An 18285-nucleotide genomic window follows, 5' to 3' on the forward strand; every position below is an offset into this window, starting at 1 on the left:
CAAAGGCAGGCGGGGCCTTGTTACTCGGTCACACGCGCAGGACGAACCGGGCTCCGCACCTGGCGCTGGGGCCCACGGTGAGTGAGCCGCCGTGCGCGTGCGCGATCCATGCCGCGACCGACAGGCCCAGGCCGGTGGACTGGCCACCGCTGTGGTACCGGTCGAACAGTTCACCGGCGAGCCCGGGATCGATGCCGGGACCGTCGTCGTCGATCACGATCGTGCCGTCGGCGGTGAGGGTGATCTCCACGTCCGCGGGCGCGCCGGGCTGGTGGCCGTGGGTGAGGGCGTTGTCGACCAGGTTGGCCACCGCACGGCGGAGCAGGGCCGGGTCGGCGGTGACGACGACCGGCTGGGCCGTCACCCGTGTGCGGTGTCCGGCCGTGGGCGTGTCGTCCAGGATTGATTCGACGAGCTGGTCGAGCCGCAGCGGCTCGCGGCGAATGGGGGTGACACCGGCGGCGAGCCGGGCGCGGGTCAGCAGGTCGTCGACGATGTCGCCTGTTCTGGCCGCGAGGCGGGCGGCGCGACTCAGGGCCTCACCGCGCCAGGCGTCGTCGTGCAGCGCCCCCTCGGTCAGCGCCCGGAGGGTGGCGAGCGGGGTGTGTAGATCGTGCGCCGCGTCGGCCAGGAACGCCTCCTGCTGGGCCAGGGCGGCCAGGGCGGGCCGCATGGCCCGGCCGGAGAGCATGTGCCCGGCGAGTGCTGACAACCCGGCGAACGCCGCGCAGGCGATTGCCAGCAGCAGGACCACCTGCCGATGTCCGGCGATGTCGGCAGACATGTCGTCGGCGACGACGACCGCTCCGCCGGTGGCGCTGAAGTCGGCGTTGGGGAAGGCTTCCGCGTAGAGCCGGACCTGTCGGCCGGCTTGATCGGTCACGGTCGCGGCAACCGGCTGCCGTACATCGGCCGTCGCCCGCCTGGCGATGGCGACGAGGTCCTTGTCCGCGACCTTGGCGCAGGGGCGCCGTGGGCGGCGGACGGGTACGGGGCCGTTCGCCTGATGGGCGAGTACGGTCAGGGCGGGGCAGCCGCTGTCCACGTCGTCCTCTATCAGGCCGTCGAAGACGAGGCGTTCGCCCGGGTCGTAGACGAGCAGGGCGGTGGCCCGGCTGGTACGGCGGTGCAGTTCGTCGTCGAGCTGTCCACGCCAGAGCGAGTTGTTGAGGTGCGCGGCATACAGCGTCAGGCCGATCAGACCCGCCGTGCTCGTGAGCGTGAACAGCACCGTCAGCCGCCGACGCAGCCGGCGGATCCTCGTCGTGGCGTTCAGCATGCCAGCCGGTACCCGACGCCGCGGACCGTGTGGATCAGCGGTGGCTTTCCCAGCTTGCGGCGCAACTGGCCGATCAGGACATCGACGACGTTCGAGTTCGGTTCGGTCATCTCGTCCCAGCCACGCTCGATCAGCTCGGCACGCGTCACGGTCTGGTCCGTGCGCGCGGCCAGCAGCTCCAGCACCGTGAACTCCTTGGCGGTCAGGCTCAACAGCACACCGGCCCGGCGCACCTGGCGTCGTGCGGTGTCGATTTCGACATCGGCCAGCCGGATGACCGGTGGCCGCAGTGTGCCCGCTCGGCGGCACAGGCTGCGCACCCTCACGATCAGCTCCTCGACCGCGAAGGGCTTGACAAGATAGTCGTCCCCCCCCCGCTGTCGAAGCCCACCACTCGGTCGGCAACGGTGTCGCGGGCGGTCAGGAACATCACCGGGCTGTCCCATGCCCGGGTGCGGCCGGCCCGCACGAACGCGGCGGCATCACCAGCCGGCAACGAGCGGTCGAAGACCACGCAGTCGTAGGCGTTGACGAACAGCGCCTCATCGGCCGCGGGCAGGTCCGCGGCCTCGTCGACCGCGAACCCGGCACGTCGCAGAGCGTGTGCCACTGCGAACCTCAGATCGTCGTCATCCTCCACCACCAGTACTCGCACCGGCCTCATCGTAGTGACGGCGCGGCGCGGGCGGCGGCCCGTAGGGATCCGGCACGAGCCGAGGGCCGCGGCGGGCGGCAAGGTCTTCCACCCAGCCCAGCGCCAGCACGAACATCCCGGTGACCAGCCAGACCGCGCCCAGGAGCGCCGCCTGCGAGTCCAGCCCCAGCCTGTCCAGCAGGAGACCGGCCACCAGGACCGCAGGCATGTGCCACAAGTAGATGGTGACCGCACGGGCGTTGAGCACGCCCACCAGCCGGTGCAGAGGCCGTGTACGTGTCAGCCAGGCCATCTGCGGCCGCCAGCGCAGCATTACCACGAGGAAGGCGATCGACCACAGGACGTTGGCGAGTGGGACCGCGTTGAGGTCCCACGGCATTTCAGTTGAGGGATGGCGGAAATACCAGACTGCGGCCAGGGCGCCGGACAGGAGAGCCAGACCGGCAACCACGGGCGCCTTGAGCCGGTGCAGCATCCCGTCGCGGTGGGCGAAACCGAGAAGCCGGCAAGGCATCCAGGTGACCAAGTCGTACAGCGCGGTGCCGGCCAGACTCTCCAGACACACGTATCCCAGACCGATCACCAGCAGTGCGGCGAGCGGAGCGACGAGGGTGGGTATCGGCCATCGCCGGAACAGCGGCAGCAGCAGGGGCGACAGCAGCACAAGCCACAGGTAGGTGCGCAGATACCACAGCACGGCGGCGAAGTACTCCACGCCCCAGTCGCTCGCCGGTGGATCGACGACAGGCAGCAGCCACAGAAGCAGTTGTTTCACATTCAACGGCCTGTAGTCGGCGTCCGACCAGCCGTGCCACACCATCACCGACACCCCGATGGCACCCAGGACCCACAGCGCCGGCAACAGCCGTCGCAGCCGTCCGGTGACCGCCACCCTGGGGCCGACCCGGTCCAACGTTCGCGCCATGAGCGAACCAGCCAGCGCGAACATGACCCCCATCGCTGGGAAGACGATACTGAGCACGCCGTATCCGATGGTGTGGAAGACCACCACCCGCACCATCGCCACAGCCCGCAGGACGTCGAAATACACATAGCGTGCGGTTTTCATGCCCGCGATCTTCTTCTGGCGAGGATGAGGATTCGATGAGGGCAGCGGGTCCCGCGCACTCGGCCACGACCATCGGCCAAGCGCAGGCCGAAGCCGACGAACGCGAGCACCAGGAGCAGGAAGCCCAGCAGGTTGCGCGGAAGGTCGGCGGCTGGTCCTCCCGCTCTCGTGCCTGACCCGGGCAGGTCTTCCGCCCGGCGCGGGCAACCCCACTGGCCCTGGGCGAGCCAGAACCAGCATCCGTGAAGGCCGAGGGCGAACCGGGCAACCCCGCACTTCGAACATGTTCGTTACGATCGGGTTATGACTGCGAGAAGAGAGCCGATCAGCCGCCGGGAGCGTCCGGCGAAGCCCGCCCTGTCCCGGCGCTGGATTGTGGACACCGCCGTGCGGATCATGCGGGCGGAGGGGCTGGGGAAGGTCACGATGCGCCGCCTGGCGCAGGAGCTGGATACCGGCCCGGCGTCACTGTACGTCTACGTCGCCAACACCGCCGAGCTGCACGCAGCGGTGCTGGATTCCCTGCTCGGCGAGGTCGACCTGACCGGGCGGGACGGCGGTGAGGACTGGCGCGAGCAGCTCCGTGCCGTCATGACGTCGTACACCCAGGTGCTATTCGAGCACCCGCAGCTCGCGCGGGCCGCGCTCGTGGCCCGCCCGAGCGGCGAGAACTACCTGCGCCTGGTGGAGCGCATCCTCGACCTCCTTGCGCAGAGCGGGGCCGGCTGCGAGCAGGTCGCCTGGGGGGTGGACAAACTCCTCCAGGACGCGACAGCCACCGCTGCCGAGCACGCGACGCGTGAGCACGACCTCGCCTCCGAGGACGACTGGAACGCCACCGTGCGTGCCCTGCGCGCCGTGGACGCCACCACGTACCCGGCGATCACCGCGCACATGCCCGCTCTGATCGGCGGCTCGGTGCCGGACAGGATCCGCTGGAGCTTCGACGTCCTCGTCAACGGCATCACCCACACACCCGTCCCGGGGGCAGTGGGCTGATCCTGGGACGGGCTGCCTGCCCCGGCGGCGGACGCAGTCCAGGACGACGGAAGGTTCTCCGCGCCGCCTGCCGTGCCGCGACGAACTTGTTCGCAACGAACACGTTCGGTACGTTGAGGGGTGAGTGGCCGAGGCAACCTCTTGCCGCCCGCTGCGCACGCCGCCCCTGCGAGGAGCCTTGCGGCGTCGGCGGCGATGACTCGGCGCACCGAAGCGTTTCCCCTACTGCTTTCGGAGGTCCCCATGAGCACCAGTCATTTCCCGATCGCGATCATCGGCGCAGGTCTCGGTGGCCTGACCGCCGCCCGCGTCCTGCACGTCAACGGCATCGAGTCGGCGATCTTCGAGCTGGAGGTGTCCGCGGCGGCCCGGACCCAGGGCGGGATGCTCGACATCCACGAGGACAACGGGCAGAAGGCCCTGCACGCCGCCGGCCTCCACGACGACTTCCTCAAGATCGTCCACGAGGGCGGTCAGGCCATGCGCCTGCTCGGCCCCGACGGCACGGTGCACGTGGCCGAGGAGGACGACGGCACCGGCGGCCGGCCGGAGGTGGACCGCGGCGACCTGCGTGACCTGCTGCTGAACTCCCTGCCCGACGGCACGATCCACTGGGGCCGCAAGGTCACCGGGGCCCGGGCGCTGGGCGAGGGGCGCCACGAGGTGACGTTCGCCGACGGCTCGGCCATCACCGCCGATCTCCTGATCGGCGCGGACGGCGCCTGGTCGCGGATCAGGCCGCTGGTCTCGAGCGCCTGGCCCGCCTACACCGGCATCTCCTTCGTCGAGACCGACCTGTTCGACGCCGACACCCGCCACCCGCGCAGCGCCGCGGTCATCGGCGGCGGGTTCTTCATCGCCCTCGGGGGGGAACGCGGTTTCCTCGCGCACCGGGAGAGCGACGGCAGTCTCCACGTCTATACCGCGCTCAAGGTCGACGAGGGCTGGCTGGACACGGTCGACTTCACCGATCAGGCCGCTGCCAAGGCCGCGGTCCTCGCCCGCTTCGAGGGCTGGGACGAGGGCCTGCGCGGTCTGGTCGCCGACGCGGAGACGATCATCCCGCGCCGTATCCATGCCCTGCCGGTGGGGCACCGCTGGGACCGTGTTGCGGGCGTGACGCTGCTCGGTGACGCCGCCCACCTGATGTCCCCCTTCGCCGGGGAGGGCGCCAACCTCGCCATGTTCGACGGCGCCGGACTCGCCCTGGCCATCGCCGCACATCCCGGCGACACCGAAGCCGCTCTGGCCGCGTACGAGGAGGCCCTCTTCCCGCGCAGCGAGGCGTCCGCCGCCGAGTCCGCCGCCAACCTGGACACGATGTTCGGCGAGCGGGGCCTGGAGCAGATGGTCGCGTTCTTCATCTCCGGCACGGCAGCCCAGTGAGGCCCGCCCCGACGGCCACCGCACCCCCAGTCACCGAACCCACCCGCCTCAGCCAATCCGGGAGGAACCTATGACGACGTCCCTTGAGCGCACCATCCCGCTACGGCCCGGCCTGGACCTCGAAGTGCGCGAGACCGGCACGGGCAGCAGCCCGGTCCTCGTCCTGCACGGCGGCCCCGGCCCGTCCAGCATCGCGGCCCTGACCGGCCACCTCGCATCGGATCACAGGGTGGTGGCGCCCACGCATCCGGGCTGGGACGGCACCGTACGGCCTGACGATCTGGACTCTGTGCCCGCACTCGCCGCTGTCTACCTGGATCTGCTCGGCCACCTCGGGCTGAACGACGTGACGGTGATCGGCACGTCCTTCGGCGGCTGGGTCGCCACCCAGACCGCCCTGGACGACCGCGAGGGGCGGATCTCCCAGCTCGTCCTCATGGACGCCATCGGCCCCGTCATACCCGGCCAGCCGGTCACCGTGCCCGCCGGTCCACCGGCTCCGGCGCCGCAGGGCGGACCGTCCGCGCAGTCGATGGCCGCCATGCGCGCCTACGCCGGGCCGGCCATGGGAGACCCCGGCATGCTGACCCGCCTCTCCACCGTCACCTGCCCGGTACTGGTGATCTGGGGTGCCGACGACACGGTCGTCACTCCCGGCTTCGGCCGCGCCTACGCCGCGGGGTTCCCCCACGCGCGATTCGAACTCATCCCCGGCGCAGGACACCTGCCCATCCGCGAGAAGCCCGAGACGGTCTTCACCCACCTCGACTCCTTCCTCACCCCCCGACCCTCGGCCACCGGCCACTGAGCCCCTGCCATCAGGGTTCCCCGTCCGCGGGCCGACGTCGGCGTTGTCCTCGGCAAGCGGTTGATCACGCGCGGCCGCGGACCGATCCGCGCCCAGGGCGGGGAGCAGGCGGCCTCTTCCACCTACCGGAGACACGATGACGAAGATCGCGATCATTCTCGGCAGCACCCGCACCGGACGTGCCGGCGAACGCGTCGCACAGTGGGTCCTGGAGCAGGCTGAAAAGCGCGGCGACGCCGACTACGACCTGATCGACCTCGCAGAGGTCGACCTGCCGCAGATCGACGAACCGTTCCCGCCCGCCATGGGACGCTACACCCACCCCCACACCCAGCAGTGGGCCACGACCGTCGCAGCCTACGACGGCTACGTACTCGTCACCCCCGAGTACAACCACTCCTTCCCCGGCGTCCTGAAGAACGCCCTCGACCGCGTCCACGCCGAGTGGAACAACAAGGCCGTCGGCCTCGTCTCCTACGGCTTCGACGGCGGCGTGCGCGCTGTCGAAGCCCTGCGCCCGGTCCTGAGCGCCCTGCAGCTCGCGGACGTCTCCGCAACCGTCACCTTGAACCTGCGCACCGACTTCGCCGGCTTCGGCGCCACGTTCACCCCCGGCGAGCACCAGGGCCCCGCTCTGACGGCGTTGCTCGACCAGCTCCTCTCGTGGAGCAACGCCCTCGCCCGGACCCGCAACAGCGAAGGCCCGGCAGCTTCCTGAAGCACCTTCCGCCCGGCCTCGCCGCTCACGCCGGCCCGGTCTCCAGCCCGCTTCACGCGCGAGCAAGGAGCTGCGCTCCGCCTGCGAGCAAGGCCGCGATCCCGCCACGCTGCTGCTCACGACACACGCACTCCGTTCCCGGGGAGCCGCAGCACGGTTGAAAGGTCGACCATGACCGACTGTCGAATGGACCAGACACTCACCCTCGGGCCGGTCACGCTGACGGTGGCTGACCTGGAACGCAGCGTGCGCTACTACACCCAGGTCGCGGGCTTCCGCCTCCTCGATCGCCATACACAACGAGCGCAACTGGGCGTGCCGGGACGGGTGCTGGTCGACCTGCACGAAATTGCCGGGGCTGCCTGCCACTCGGCCGAGGCCAGTTCCCAGGTGTGGCGGGCGCGCTCGGCGGTGGAGCACACCGCGAAGTCCGGGATCCGGCCCGCCCTGGCGAGCGTGCGGCCGGCGGCCGGCGCGTCCCGGAGTCCGCGCGGCGCCAGCGGCCTCTCGTGGTCGGGCGTCCCCTCCGGCCAGGCCCGCCCTCCAGCCCCGGGCTCAGCCACTTCGCACCGCTCGTGCCCACCAACGCGGACGTGGCCCGCTTCACCCAGCGGCACCTGGACGCAGGACTCGACATCGACCCGCGCGACCACGTCGTGAGCCAGTCGTGCTACGTGACCGATCCCGACGGCCACACGATCGAAGTGACCTGGGCCTGTCCGCAGGAGCAATGGCAGTGGACCGACGAGGGCCTGCCGGTCGCTGTCTCCACACCGATCGCTGTGCAAGACCTTCTCGACGAACCCGGCGCGAGCACGCCCGCACACCTGCCGGCGGGGACACAAATGGGCCACGTCCAACTCAAGGCGACCGACGCCGCCCTCACCCGCACCAAGCCGTTCTACTGCGACCTGCTCGGTCTGGAGACCTTCGCCCGCCTGGGAGACGGGTTCATCGGCGTCGGCGTGAGCGACTACCGCAGTCTGGGCCAGTACGGCGTCGCCCCGGACTCGACCGTCACTCTTACCACCGCCGTGAACGGCCAGAACCTCGCCGGCAAGACCTGAGGGCCGGGCGAGACACTGAGCTTCCCGGCCATTCACGGTCACCGCGACGGCTACAACACCCTGTGCCCGGGCGACGCGTTCTACGCCGCGCTCGGCACGGTCCGCAGCTTGGCCGCCGGCCCGGTCACCGGTCTCACCCTCACGTCTGTCACCGGTACGGGCCTGATCGGCTCGACTCCGTACACCAACGGCCCGATCACGGTGAACTGGTCGGCCACGACCCGGCCGCTCTGATCTCCAAGTACGAGGTGCTGGTCGACGGGAAGTCGGTGGCCACTGCCGAGGGCAGTGCGAAGTCCGCCAAGGTGACACCGGCCGCCGGTACCCACCAGGTGCAGGTCAAGGCAGTACACCAATCAGGAAAGACCGCGAACAGCGCGGCTGTCACCGTGGTCGCTGAGACCACCGCTCCCACCTTCACCACCAAGCCGAACCTGGCCCTTCGGCCTACCGGGAAACGGCACCCACAGCCCGTCGCCGCAGCCGCCTGCTGGACGGCTTCGGCACCCGCCTCCAACCGGGCCCGGTTGACGCCGCAGCCGACTGCGCCAGCTGCGCGCGCCACGACGCACCTCTCCGCGCCTTTTTCCAGGAGTCACCCGCCACAGGACGACATCCGCACCTGAGCCCAGCACTGCCGCCGTGGTTTCCATCGCCGACCACAGCTGAGATGCAGTCAGATCGCTGCCTGACCGCACCACCAACTCACCGCTGTCAAGCCAGGGATACGGTGGCCGGGTGAACGGATGGAACATACCGGCCGGGTCAGTTGCGCCCACCTGGCGCCCCGACGTGCCGGGCGCATTGCTGTCCCTTCTGGGAACCGATGAGAGGGCCGTCGCGTTCTTCGCCGGCGTCGCGGACCTCGACGCGGCCGATCCGGACTCCCACGAGTTGGAGGAAGGGGTCCGGCTCGCCTCTGAGGCCCGGCTGGAGCAGTTCGCGCGAGCCGGTTCGGGAGACGCGTTCTGCTTCGTCGGCGAAGGCGGTGAAGAACGCCCCGTGGTGTATGTGAGCCTTGACGGCGAGGCCGGCCTGCTTGCGCTCGGACTTCTGGAGTTGGTGCAGTTGTGTCTCGTGGCGCCGTGGTGGCGAGACGCCCCAGGCCGGACGGCCGAAGAGCTCCAGGCGGTCGCCGACGAGTACCGGGAGGACGTGCCTGACTTCGACCGGCGACGCGGCCGTGCGGCCCAGGCGCTCGGTATCGACCTGGATGAACTGCCTTCCGAGGCAGCGGTCCTGGCCCGGCTCATGGAGCTCTCCCGGGGCCTGGTAGCTGAGGCTTGCCTCGTCGTCGGGTACGAGGGCGATCCGCTCGAACCCCTCTTCAACGCCGCCCGCCCCTGATTGGCCGACCACCGGGCCCGGCAGGCCCCTGGGGCTGGTGCGGGTGTGATCGACGTCCTTGAGCACGGCGGCGCGCCAGACCCCGGTGGGTGATCTTCACTGTGACGTACATGTCGCGCGGGCTTATTGATCTTTTCGGCGACAGCCCGCTGCGACGCTCGTAGGATGCCTGAATGCCGAAGCCGCGAACAGCCGCCGTGGTCGGTGACGTGGCCTGCCCACCAGGCCGCGGATGCGGGGTATCGCGTCCAGCAGGGGCATGAGCTGGGTGACGTCGTGACGGTTTCCGCTGGTCAATGACACCGCAAGGGGCGTTCCGTGCCGGTCCGTGATCACATGGGTGCTTGCTGCCCCGGCGGCCGCGGTCGACCGGCGAAGGTCCGGTGTGATCCCCCCTTCAGGGCCCGGACGTGCGAGCCGTCGACCGCGGCGTCCTCCATGTCCAACAGTCCGGCCGACCATCTCCTTGCCGAAGCGCGCCGCCACCTCGCCTACGCCCTGCGCGGCCGGCCTCACCAGCCCGGCCTGGACGACCGCATCGTGCAGGCGGCCGTCGACGACTTCACCCGACCCGTCGGCCGGGGCCGGAGGATGACCGCCGACCTGCGCGCCCTGTACCCGGGCGACGTCGAGGACCAGGCCGTGCTGCGCCCGCTGACCCGCAGGCGGTCCGCGCCTCAGTACGAGCGGGCCCGCCTCGCTACTGGCGCTCTGGCCGCCCGGGGTCGCGCCGCGCGGCGAGCGGAGCGCCTGGGCTCTCGCCCCCGGCCGTACGCCGTCGCGGTGCCCGCCGCTTCGAGGTCGCACCCGCGACCGTTCCGCTCCGGCCCGAAGACTCCGCCCCCGGCCCTTGGAGCCCGAGTCCGGCATTGGCTGTATGACGGTCAGGTCGCGGTCGACGGAGGCGCTCCGGGCTCCGGTTGAGTGGCGGCGGTGGGAGGCGTGCGCACCGTCAGGGTTGGGCAGCATCCGCCAGGGGGGAGCCTGTGTCCCGCGGGCCGCTGACTGACGCGGAACCCTATGGTGTAGCGGCCGTTGTTCGAGAGCCGGAGAGACTTCAGGGATGGAGTTGGTGCACGGTGGAACGACGCATGCCGGTGGCGACGCACTGGGGCAGCTTCGTAGCCGTGGTCGATTCGGGTCAGCTGGTGCGCATTGAGCCCCGGGGTGATGACCCCGCGCCGTCGCCGATCGGCCCGGGCATGGTGACGGCTGCTGAGGACAGTGCGCGTGTGCTGCGACCCGCGGTGCGCAAAGGGTGGCTCAATGGCTTACCGCGCGCCGATGAAACGGCCAGAGGTGCGGACGCCTTCGTAGAAGTCAGCTGGGACGACGCGCTCACGCTGGTGAGCGAGGAATTGCGCCGAGTGCGCACACAGCACGGGGACAGCGCGGTGTTCGGCGGCTCGTACGGCTGGGCCAGTGCGGGCGGCTTCCACAATGCGCAGGGTCAGCTCCAGCGGTTCCTGGCGTTGGGTGGGGGCTACACCGACTCGCGCAACACGTACAGCACCGCCGCTCTTGAGGTCATCCTTCCGCATGTGATCGGCGGGGCTCCGTGGAGCTACCAGTCCCGGATGCCGATGTGGGACGAGATCGCCGAGAGCTGTGAGCTCGTGGTGGCGTTCGGGGGGCTGGCTCTGAAGAACAGCCAGGTCAACCCTGGCGGGCTGGCCCGGCACCAGACGCGGGACCTGCAGCGGAAGTGCCGTGAGGCCGGGGTGCGGTTCGTGAACGTCAGCCCGATTCGCAGTGACACCGCCGACTTCCTCGACGCCGAGTGGCTGCCGGTCATCCCCAACACCGACACCGCCTTGATGCTCGGCATCGCGCACACGATGCTGGTCAACGACTGGTACGACGAGGACTTCCTCACCCGCTGCTGCGAGGGGTTCGACCGCTTCGCCTCCTACCTGACCGGCGACGTGGACGGCGTCGTCAAGGACGCCGACTGGGCCGCGCGGATTACGGGCATCAGCCGCGACACGATCCCCGATCTCGCCCGTCGCCTGTCCACACAGCGTTCCCTCATCATGGTCAACTACGCCATACAGCGGGCGGACCACGGTGAACAGCCGATCTGGATGTCGGTCGTGCTGGCAGCCATGGCGGGTTCGCTGGGCCGGCCCGGCTGCGGCTGGGGCGCGGGCTACGCGACAATGGACGCGACCGGTGTTGCCCCGGGCCGACCGTCTGTGGCGTCGATGCCGCGGGCGGCGAACCCTGTTGCGGACTTCATCCCGGTCGCCCGGATCGCCGACACCCTGCTGGAACCGGGCGCGACCATCGACTACGACGGTCAGCGCCTGACCCTGCCGGACCTGCGCCTGATCTACTGGTGCGGAGGAAACCCCTTCCACCACCACCAGGACCTCCACCGCCTCACCCGAGCCTGGCAGCGCCCGGACACGGTGGTGGTCCATGAAGCCTGGTGGAATACCACGGCGAAGTTCGCCGACATCGTGCTCCCCGTCGCGACCAGCCTGGAGCGCGACGACTTCGCCGCGGGGTTCTCCGACCCTCACCTGGTCGCGATGCCGAAGGTCCGCGAGCCGGCCGGCGAGGCACGCACCGACCACCAGATCTTCGCCGCACTGGCCGCCCGGCTCGGCTATGAGCGCGAGTTCACCCAGTCGCGTTCCGAGATCGAATGGGTCCGGCACCTCTACGACCAGACACGGGCGAACCTCGGCGACGACGCGGCCCTGCCAAACTTCGACGACTTCTGGCAACGCGCCTGCGGTGTCGAACTGCCGGCACTCAGCGGTCCGTTTCCGGGCAGCTTCGAAGCACTGCGCTCCGATCCGCAGCGCTTTCCCCTGACGACGCCGTCGGGCCGGATCGAGATCTTCTCCGAGGAGATCGACTCGTTCGGCTACGACGACTGCTCCGGACATCCGGCGTGGTTCGAACCCGTGGAATGGCTTCACGCCGACCTGGCGGACCGCTTCCCGCTGCACCTGATCTCGAATCAGCCCGCCTCACGCCTGCACAGCCAGTACGACAACGGTGGCCACAGCCTCAAGTCAAAGATCCACGGCCGCGAGCCTGTAACGATCAACCCGCAAGATGCGGCATCTCGCGGTATCGAGAACGGCATGATCGTGCGTGTCTTCAACGACCGAGGCAGCTGCCTGGCGGGCGCGATCCTGTCGGACGCCGTCATGCCGGGCGTCATCCAGCTGTCCACCGGAGCGTGGTGGGACCCAGCCCAGCCGGGCCGGAGCGGAACCTTGGACCGCCACGGCAACCCCAACACCCTCACCGGGGACCGCGGGTGCTCGCGTCTGTCCCAGGGACCCAGTGCGCACAGTGCTCTCGTCGATGTCGAGGTCTACGACGGGCCGGTCGATGAGGTACTCGCCTTCACACCACCACACCTCGAACAGTGAAACGAAGCCAACTCAACGGTATGCCGTGTTCACCCTCGTCAGGTGTCAGGTCGGCAGGTCCGACCGGTGCCCAGCATCCACTCGGACCGTCGCGTCGCCGTAACTGCGTGAATACGCTACGCAGTCATGACTGCACTTCAAGACCTCAAGTACGGCCAGTGGTTCAGGGGCGCCGATGTCGATGGCGACGGGTTCATCACCCAGCACGACGTCCGCAAGATGAGCGAGCGCTACATCAGCGCCCGTGAGACCACGCCTGATGCCGAGACCGTCCGCCGGCTCATCGAGGGGATGGACCAGTTCTGGTCGAACGTCATCGCCCCGATGGACCAAGACGGCGACGGGAAGGTCGATGTGCGGGAGATGACCGAAGGCTTCAAGAGTGTCCTGACCGACCGAGCGTTCTACCCGCACCAGATTGCGCCGGTCACCAACTGCTTCTTCGACCTCGTCGACCTCAACGGAGACGGCAAGATCGATCAGGCCGAATTCCAGCAGATGTTCAGCTCGGTCGCCGCCGTCCCCGGCGAGGACTGCGCCGCCGTCTTCGCCGCTCTGGACCTCGACGGTTCCGGCGGACTGAGCCGTGACGAGTTCCACCAGGCACTCGAAGAGTTCTTCTACGGCAACGACCCCGACGCTCCCGCCAACCACATCTTCGGCAAGGTCACCGCCTGACAGTCCCCGGATGTGCCCCCGGCCCAGCGCTCATGCCAAAGCCTCAAGGCGGGCGACTGGAGACGTGCGCGCCACCCGTCGCCTGCCGGCCCTTCGTGACGCCGAAGGAGACCTGCACAACTGGCGGCGCAGCCCGATGCGGGATCTCCTTGACCCTTGATCGAGTGCTCGTACCTTCCCGGGGCGTCGGTACTGGGAGTGGGGCCGGCTGCTCCCGAAGGACGCGGCCAAGCGCACGGGGGACGTTGTCCGCTCCCGGCCCGGGGGCGATCGAGGATGTCGGTCATGAGCTGCGGCTGTGGCGGCGGGTCTACCCGCCCACCGGCCGGGTGGGCCTGGTGCCAGTGGTGTTCGTGTTCGCGGACCACCGAGGCGAAGGTCGACAACACGGTCGCCGTGCTGGAGGAGGCCGGCCGCCGCTACTGGGCGCCGCGCCGGTACGACACCCTCTACCCGAAGGCGGTCACCGCGCGGGACTACCGCCAGGCGGTGCCCGTCGTCGTCACCACCCTGGAGCAGCTCCGGGAACGGGGCGCGGACGCGGCGGTGTGGCGGCGGCTGGGACGGGAGGGCGAGCAGACGCTGACGGCCGAGCAGGGGGCCCGCGCCGACGCGGAGGACAAGCGGCGCCGTGCCGCTGAGCGGGAGGCGGAGCGCCCCGTGTGCAAGCGGTGCGGAAGGAAGTTCACCGACCAGTGCTGGGAGGAGACCACCGCGCACCGGACGGCCTGGAACGCCGGGGACGTGTCCGTGTGCGGCGACTGCCAGGCCGGCGACGTTGCCCGCGAGGAAGCCGCTCGTCTCCAGGCTGCCGTGCCACCGGAGCCGGAATACGACCACGACCAGGAGCCGGGCAAGCTCCGCAGCCTGTTCCGCCGCAGCGGCTGACCCCACAGCGCGCCGCCGCCTCTCCCGCCGTTCAGCGAGGGTGAGTCCTCCGGACGCAGGTCCGGAGGACTGTGCGGGGCTTGCTTCCGTGTCGGACTCCGACAAGGCCCACGAGGACGGCTCGGATCTGCACCTTGGCGCCGCTCGAGCTTCATTACCGGAGAGTCCCCAGGTAGCCGGTGTTGTGCCCCATCGCGATGTGTTGACCGCAAGCGTGCGGGCGGCGGCGTCGGGGCGGCTTGACCAGGATTTTCAAAGACACTTGTCAAGGTTGTCGCTAGCGTCGGTGGCTGACAGCGACTCGTCTGCCGGGGCAGGCGAGGGTGATGGACAGGCATACCCCCATCACCACCTTCCCCACCGGGGCAAACCCGGTGGGACGGCCGGCCGTCCGTGTACCTGCCCGGCACCCGCCCGTATCCGACAGCCCGCCGCCTGGCGGGCGGCGCCCTGACCGTCCGTGTCACTGCTGTCGAGGGGGGCTGCAGATGAGTGGTGCTGGAGGGATCACGACCCTGGTCATCCGCGACGGCGGGGTGCACTCGGTGGGAGTCTTCGGCGAGCTGGACACCTTCACCGGCGATGAGCTGGTCACGGTTGTCCGGCAGTGCCTTGAGCAGCAGCCCGTCCGCCTGGCGGTGGACCTGTCCGCGGTGTCGTTCTGCGACGGGGCAGGAGTCAGGGCTCTGATGAAGATGAGGGGACTGGCTGCGCAGGTGGGGACGGAGCTCGTCCTGACGGGCCGGCGAGCGCCGGCCCTCATCCGGGTGCTGGAGATCACGGGATGCGACGTACTGTTCGGGCTGCGCCAACGCCCGGCAGCACACCCCGACGCGTCGGCCTGCTGACCGGGACACCAGGCCGGCACCTGTGAGGCCCGGGATCGTCCCCTCGGGGAGGCATCCGGTTCCCGGATATTTGAGAATGAACAGCAAGGGTTCGGGCGGATATGCCCGTTCGAGCGCGCCGACACGAGGGATACGGACGGTGGCGCGCTGCTGGGCCCCCTGCACGGCGGTGCACCGGGCCCAGTCCGAAAGCCGCCCCGGCGCCTGTTGCCAGTGCTTCCTCGGATCTCCTCCGGTGCGGGACTGGTGGCTTCGCGGCCGAGGCGACAGCTGCCCTGCAGGCGAGGGCGCGCCCGTTCTCCGTTGTGTGCATGACCCGCGGATGCCGGGGTAGGCGCGCTGCCGTCGGCCCGTGGCAGGCCGCCGGCGTGCAGGGATTAGGGGAGGGACGCATCATGACGACCGTGACTGCGGCGAAGACGGACACGAACGTAGCCGGTCTGCCGGAGGTCGCCGACCCCTCCCGGGTTGCGCCGAAGGACGCCCGGCAGCTGACGCGCCTGTTCTTCGACCAGCTCGCGGTCCTCGAGGAGGGCACCCCCGAGTACCAGTACGCACGCAACACGCTGATCGAGATGAACATGTCCCTGGTCCGCTTCGCGGCCGGCCGCTTCCGCAGCCGCGGGCCGGAGGAGATGGAGGACATCGTCCAGGTCGGCATGATCGGTCTGATCAAGGCGATCGACCGGTTCGAGCTCACTCGGGAGGTGGAGTTCACCTCCTTCGCCATCCCCTACATCGTCGGCGAGATCAAGCGGTTCTTCCGCGACACCACCTGGGCCGTGCACGTACCTCGCCGGCTGCAGGAGGCCCGCGTCCAGCTCGCCCGCGCCACCGAAGAACTCCGCAGCCGCCTGGGCCGCACCCCGACCGTGAAGGAACTGTCGGAGCTGATGAGCCTGCCCGAGGACGAAGTCAGGGAGGCCCGCCTGGCCTCCAACGGCTACAACTCCACCTCCCTGGACGCCGCCATCAGCACCAGCGAGGACGGCGAGAGCGCCCTGGCCGACTTCATCGGCACCGACGACCAGGCTCTCGAACTCGTGGAGGACTTCCACGCCCTCGCCCCGATGATCGCCGAACTCGACGAACGCAACCGGCAGATCATCCACATGCGCTTCGTGGAAGAACTCACCCAGGCCCAGATCGGCGAACGCCTCGGCGTCTCCCAGATGCACGTCTCCCGACTCCTCTCGCGCTGCCTGGCCCGCCTGCGTGAAGGCATGCTCAGCATCAGCTGACAGCAACACGCGCCTGTGGCCCGGCCTCCTGACCACACCACCGCACAGCGCTCAACCGCACCGGCAGCCGAGGTTTGGGTCGCCGGAGGTTACCGCCTGCACCTTGTCGAACATGCCGCCACCTTCGGCATCGATATGGAGATCAGCACACGCACCTGGGACCGAAGGGCTTCACTCCGATCCCCAAGCCAGCTGGCGAGGCTGCTGCGGGTGGTCAGGGTGTCGGGGGCGTCCGGTCCCAGCACCCGCACAACGTCTGAGCTTCGAGTGGTCAAGCGGCCTGTGCGGCAGCGGGGGTCAGCAGTGTGTCGGTCTCGGTCAGGCGCAGCAGGTGCGCGGGCTGGGCCTGCAGGCCGGTGACGAGGAGCCGGCCGCCCTCGGCCAGAAGGCGGCGGCGCAGCTTGAGCAGGAGGTTCAGGCCGGTGGAGTCCATGAAGGACACCCCGGACATCTCCAGGTGCAGGGTCTTGCCGTCGAGGGGGATGACCAGCGTCGCCTCTTCGAGCGCGGGGCACGAGTCGAGATCGATCTCCCCGGCCACGGTGACGACGGTGCGGTCGGAGTGCTGCTGGGTGGTGACGGTGAGGTCGTTCATGGTTCGCCCCTCGCTTTTCGGGGGGTCGAGCCCATCACACCCCCGGGCTGGGGGGTATCAAGCGCGTGACGTGGGGGCACGCACAGTCGAGCAAGACAAACCCGTACCGCGGCCCGGCCACTCGCAGTGACCTTCAGGGGCGGTGCGGGGTCTCCTACCAAACCAGGCTGGTTGTCCGTCCAACGTCGCACAAACCGTGCCTCTGCCGCCAGCATGCGCTTGCAAAGGTTGTCTCCCGGCAACGGTGCCGCTGCCGTCCATCGGGCGAGGAAGCAGGGGAAGGACGAGGAGCGTCACGTACCACGGCGCGCGGGAGGCGGGCTTGGCCTGGGGTGTGTCGTCGATCGGATAAACGTGGTGGTCAGGGGGTACAAAGGCTTCAGGCTCGTGCGGTTGCAGGAGCCGGAGCACGCCCGCTTGAAGGGCTGCTCCCAGGCATGAACGAAGGATTCGACAGGTATGGCCAGCGGCACCGTGAAGTGGTTCAACCCCGAGAAGGGCTTCGGCTTCATCGAGCAGGACGGCGGAGGTCCGGACGTCTTCGCGCACTACTCCGAGATCCAGGGCAACGGATACCGCGAGCTGACCGAGGGCGAACATGTGACCTTCGACATCGGCCAGGGCCAGAAGGGCCCGCAGGCGCAGAACATCGTCCGCGGCTGAGCGGGCAGGGAAAAACGTAGAGTGAGGCGGCTGTCCGGTCCGGCAGCCGCCTCACTCATGCAACGGCGCAAGACAATGAGTCGATTCCAGCCCGGCCCCCTCCTCCGAGCCGGTGTAGTTCGTCCTGTACGACGTCGACGCGAGCAGCGGGCCCGTGAACATAGGTCAGCTCCACTGCGACGGGACGCCCGTCGTCGCCGAGCGCCAGGACGTCCAGCCCGGTGCCGTCGATCTCCACGCGTTCGCCCAGCAACGACACCGGTGCCCGATGGTAGGGAGGCTCGGGCGGGGCGGTGGCGTCACTGCCCTGTCCGGGCGCGGCCTCCAGCGACGCCTTCGAGATCCCCAGCCGCTTGAGCAGGTCGTAGAAGGTGGTGCGGGCCGGCATCAGGGCGTGGTACTCGTCCGGGTGCGCGCGTCGCAGCGCTGTGCGCACCCGTTTGTACAGCCGGGAGAAGGTGCCCGCCGACGTGCCGCGCTGGGCTTTGCCCTCCTGGCGGATCAGCGCCACCACCCGCTCGTCGACGTTCCCGTTGACTGTGCTCGTGCGTAGCCACCCTTGCCCTGGCCGGATGGCAGGTCTTCGACCCCCTCTTGCACGCAGCCCACATCCGCACCCGTCTTCCGCACGGCCCCGGCGGCCAGGTGTGAC

The 18285-nt window shown here is 69.6% G+C and carries 19 protein-coding genes and 5 pseudogenes; 17 read left to right on the forward strand and 7 right to left on the reverse strand.

Annotated features, from left to right (window positions below; all coding sequences use genetic code 11):
* Positions 1-28: 28 nt before the first annotated feature.
* The 3 genes and pseudogenes from ACIOC0_RS06755 to ACIOC0_RS06765 form a co-directional block, all read right to left on the reverse strand.
* Positions 29-1279: a sensor histidine kinase gene (locus tag ACIOC0_RS06755; RefSeq protein WP_402153062.1), complete on the reverse strand. Its 1251-nt coding sequence runs from the start codon at positions 1277-1279 to the stop codon at positions 29-31.
* Positions 1273-1943 (reverse strand): annotated as a pseudogene (locus ACIOC0_RS06760) (response regulator transcription factor). The gene ACIOC0_RS06755 and the pseudogene ACIOC0_RS06760 overlap by 7 nt, the downstream one beginning before the upstream one ends.
* Positions 1909-3003: an acyltransferase family protein gene (locus ACIOC0_RS06765; protein WP_402153064.1), complete on the reverse strand. Its 1095-nt coding sequence runs from the start codon at positions 3001-3003 to the stop codon at positions 1909-1911. The pseudogene ACIOC0_RS06760 and the gene ACIOC0_RS06765 overlap by 35 nt, the downstream one beginning before the upstream one ends.
* A gap of 35 nt (positions 3004-3038) precedes the next feature.
* Between ACIOC0_RS06765 and ACIOC0_RS06770 the strand changes: the two genes are divergently transcribed.
* The 6 genes and pseudogenes from ACIOC0_RS06770 to ACIOC0_RS06795 all read left to right on the forward strand — a co-directional run.
* Complete coding sequence (locus ACIOC0_RS06770) at positions 3039-3179, forward strand: hypothetical protein (protein ID WP_402153066.1); 141 nt, start codon at positions 3039-3041, stop codon at positions 3177-3179.
* Between the two features lie 127 nt (positions 3180-3306).
* Positions 3307-4002, forward strand: coding sequence for a TetR/AcrR family transcriptional regulator (locus tag ACIOC0_RS06775; protein WP_402153067.1), 696 nt, complete (start codon positions 3307-3309; stop codon positions 4000-4002).
* Positions 4003-4245: 243 nt separating this feature from the next.
* A complete protein-coding gene (locus ACIOC0_RS06780) occupies positions 4246-5388 on the forward strand; it encodes an FAD-dependent oxidoreductase (protein WP_402153069.1) in 1143 nt (380 codons plus the stop codon).
* A 70-nt stretch (positions 5389-5458) separates the two neighbouring features.
* Entirely contained in the window at positions 5459-6196 is a 738-nt protein-coding gene (locus tag ACIOC0_RS06785) for an alpha/beta fold hydrolase (protein ID WP_402153071.1), read from the forward strand.
* Positions 6197-6332: 136 nt separating this feature from the next.
* Positions 6333-6914 carry an NADPH-dependent FMN reductase gene (locus ACIOC0_RS06790; protein WP_402153073.1) on the forward strand — a complete coding sequence of 194 codons (582 nt, stop codon included), beginning with the start codon at positions 6333-6335 and terminating at the stop codon, positions 6912-6914.
* A 186-nt stretch (positions 6915-7100) separates the two neighbouring features.
* Positions 7101-7208 (forward strand): annotated as a pseudogene (locus ACIOC0_RS06795) (VOC family protein); the annotation flags it as partial.
* Between the two features lie 53 nt (positions 7209-7261).
* Here the strand turns inward: ACIOC0_RS06795 and ACIOC0_RS06800 are convergent.
* Positions 7262-7477, reverse strand: a pseudogene (locus ACIOC0_RS06800) (SixA phosphatase family protein); the annotation flags it as partial.
* A 12-nt stretch (positions 7478-7489) separates the two neighbouring features.
* Between ACIOC0_RS06800 and ACIOC0_RS06805 the strand changes: the two are divergent.
* The 3 genes from ACIOC0_RS06805 to ACIOC0_RS06815 all read left to right on the forward strand — a co-directional run bounded on the left by ACIOC0_RS06805 (position 7490) and on the right by ACIOC0_RS06815 (position 9328).
* Positions 7490-7981, forward strand: coding sequence for a hypothetical protein (locus ACIOC0_RS06805; RefSeq protein ID WP_402153075.1), 492 nt, complete (start codon positions 7490-7492; stop codon positions 7979-7981).
* Positions 7982-8089: 108 nt separating this feature from the next.
* Entirely contained in the window at positions 8090-8215 is a 126-nt protein-coding gene (locus ACIOC0_RS06810) for a hypothetical protein (protein WP_402153077.1), read from the forward strand.
* Positions 8216-8719: 504 nt separating this feature from the next.
* The gene (locus tag ACIOC0_RS06815; RefSeq protein ID WP_402153079.1) at positions 8720-9328 is read left to right on the forward strand and encodes a hypothetical protein; all 609 of its coding nucleotides are present in this window, start codon (positions 8720-8722) and stop codon (positions 9326-9328) included.
* Between the two features lie 183 nt (positions 9329-9511).
* On the opposite strand, the pseudogene ACIOC0_RS06820 reads toward ACIOC0_RS06815, so the two are convergent.
* Positions 9512-9786, reverse strand: a pseudogene (locus tag ACIOC0_RS06820) (transposase); the annotation flags it as partial.
* Between ACIOC0_RS06820 and ACIOC0_RS06825 the strand changes: the two are divergent.
* The 7 genes and pseudogenes from ACIOC0_RS06825 to ACIOC0_RS06855 form a co-directional block, all read left to right on the forward strand.
* The gene (locus ACIOC0_RS06825) at positions 9767-10252 is read left to right on the forward strand and encodes a hypothetical protein (RefSeq protein ID WP_402153081.1); all 486 of its coding nucleotides are present in this window, start codon (positions 9767-9769) and stop codon (positions 10250-10252) included. The pseudogene ACIOC0_RS06820 and the gene ACIOC0_RS06825 sit on opposite strands and share 20 nt — an antisense overlap.
* 155 nt (positions 10253-10407) lie before the next feature.
* Positions 10408-12720 (forward strand): molybdopterin-dependent oxidoreductase, encoded by a 2313-nt coding sequence (locus ACIOC0_RS06830; protein WP_402153082.1) that lies wholly within the window; start codon positions 10408-10410, stop codon positions 12718-12720.
* A 126-nt stretch (positions 12721-12846) separates the two neighbouring features.
* The gene (locus ACIOC0_RS06835; RefSeq protein WP_391106110.1) at positions 12847-13398 is read left to right on the forward strand and encodes an EF-hand domain-containing protein; all 552 of its coding nucleotides are present in this window, start codon (positions 12847-12849) and stop codon (positions 13396-13398) included.
* A 285-nt stretch (positions 13399-13683) separates the two neighbouring features.
* Positions 13684-14286: a hypothetical protein gene (locus tag ACIOC0_RS06840; RefSeq protein WP_402153084.1), complete on the forward strand. Its 603-nt coding sequence runs from the start codon at positions 13684-13686 to the stop codon at positions 14284-14286.
* A 488-nt stretch (positions 14287-14774) separates the two neighbouring features.
* The gene (locus tag ACIOC0_RS06845; RefSeq protein ID WP_402153086.1) at positions 14775-15134 is read left to right on the forward strand and encodes an STAS domain-containing protein; all 360 of its coding nucleotides are present in this window, start codon (positions 14775-14777) and stop codon (positions 15132-15134) included.
* Between the two features lie 395 nt (positions 15135-15529).
* The gene (locus ACIOC0_RS06850) at positions 15530-16375 is read left to right on the forward strand and encodes an RNA polymerase sigma factor SigF (RefSeq protein WP_402153088.1); all 846 of its coding nucleotides are present in this window, start codon (positions 15530-15532) and stop codon (positions 16373-16375) included.
* Positions 16376-16447: 72 nt separating this feature from the next.
* Positions 16448-16563, forward strand: a pseudogene (locus ACIOC0_RS06855) (IS5/IS1182 family transposase); the annotation flags it as partial.
* A gap of 83 nt (positions 16564-16646) precedes the next feature.
* On the opposite strand, the gene ACIOC0_RS06860 reads toward ACIOC0_RS06855, so the two are convergent.
* The gene (locus ACIOC0_RS06860) at positions 16647-16970 is read right to left on the reverse strand and encodes an STAS domain-containing protein (RefSeq protein WP_402153090.1); all 324 of its coding nucleotides are present in this window, start codon (positions 16968-16970) and stop codon (positions 16647-16649) included.
* A gap of 459 nt (positions 16971-17429) precedes the next feature.
* Here ACIOC0_RS06860 and ACIOC0_RS06865 point away from each other — a divergent pair, with 459 nt between their 5' ends.
* Positions 17430-17633, forward strand: a complete 204-nt coding sequence (locus tag ACIOC0_RS06865; RefSeq protein ID WP_402153091.1) for a cold-shock protein — start codon at positions 17430-17432, stop codon at positions 17631-17633.
* Between the two features lie 55 nt (positions 17634-17688).
* On the opposite strand, the gene ACIOC0_RS06870 is transcribed toward ACIOC0_RS06865, so the two are convergent.
* On the reverse strand, positions 17689-18144 hold the full coding sequence (locus ACIOC0_RS06870) for a hypothetical protein (RefSeq protein WP_402153093.1): 456 nt from the start codon (positions 18142-18144) through the stop codon (positions 17689-17691).
* Positions 18145-18285: the final 141 nt, after the last annotated feature.

It is taken from the genome of Streptomyces sp. NPDC088254 (genome assembly GCF_044740925.1).
GTDB lineage: Bacteria > Actinomycetota > Actinomycetes > Streptomycetales > Streptomycetaceae > Streptomyces.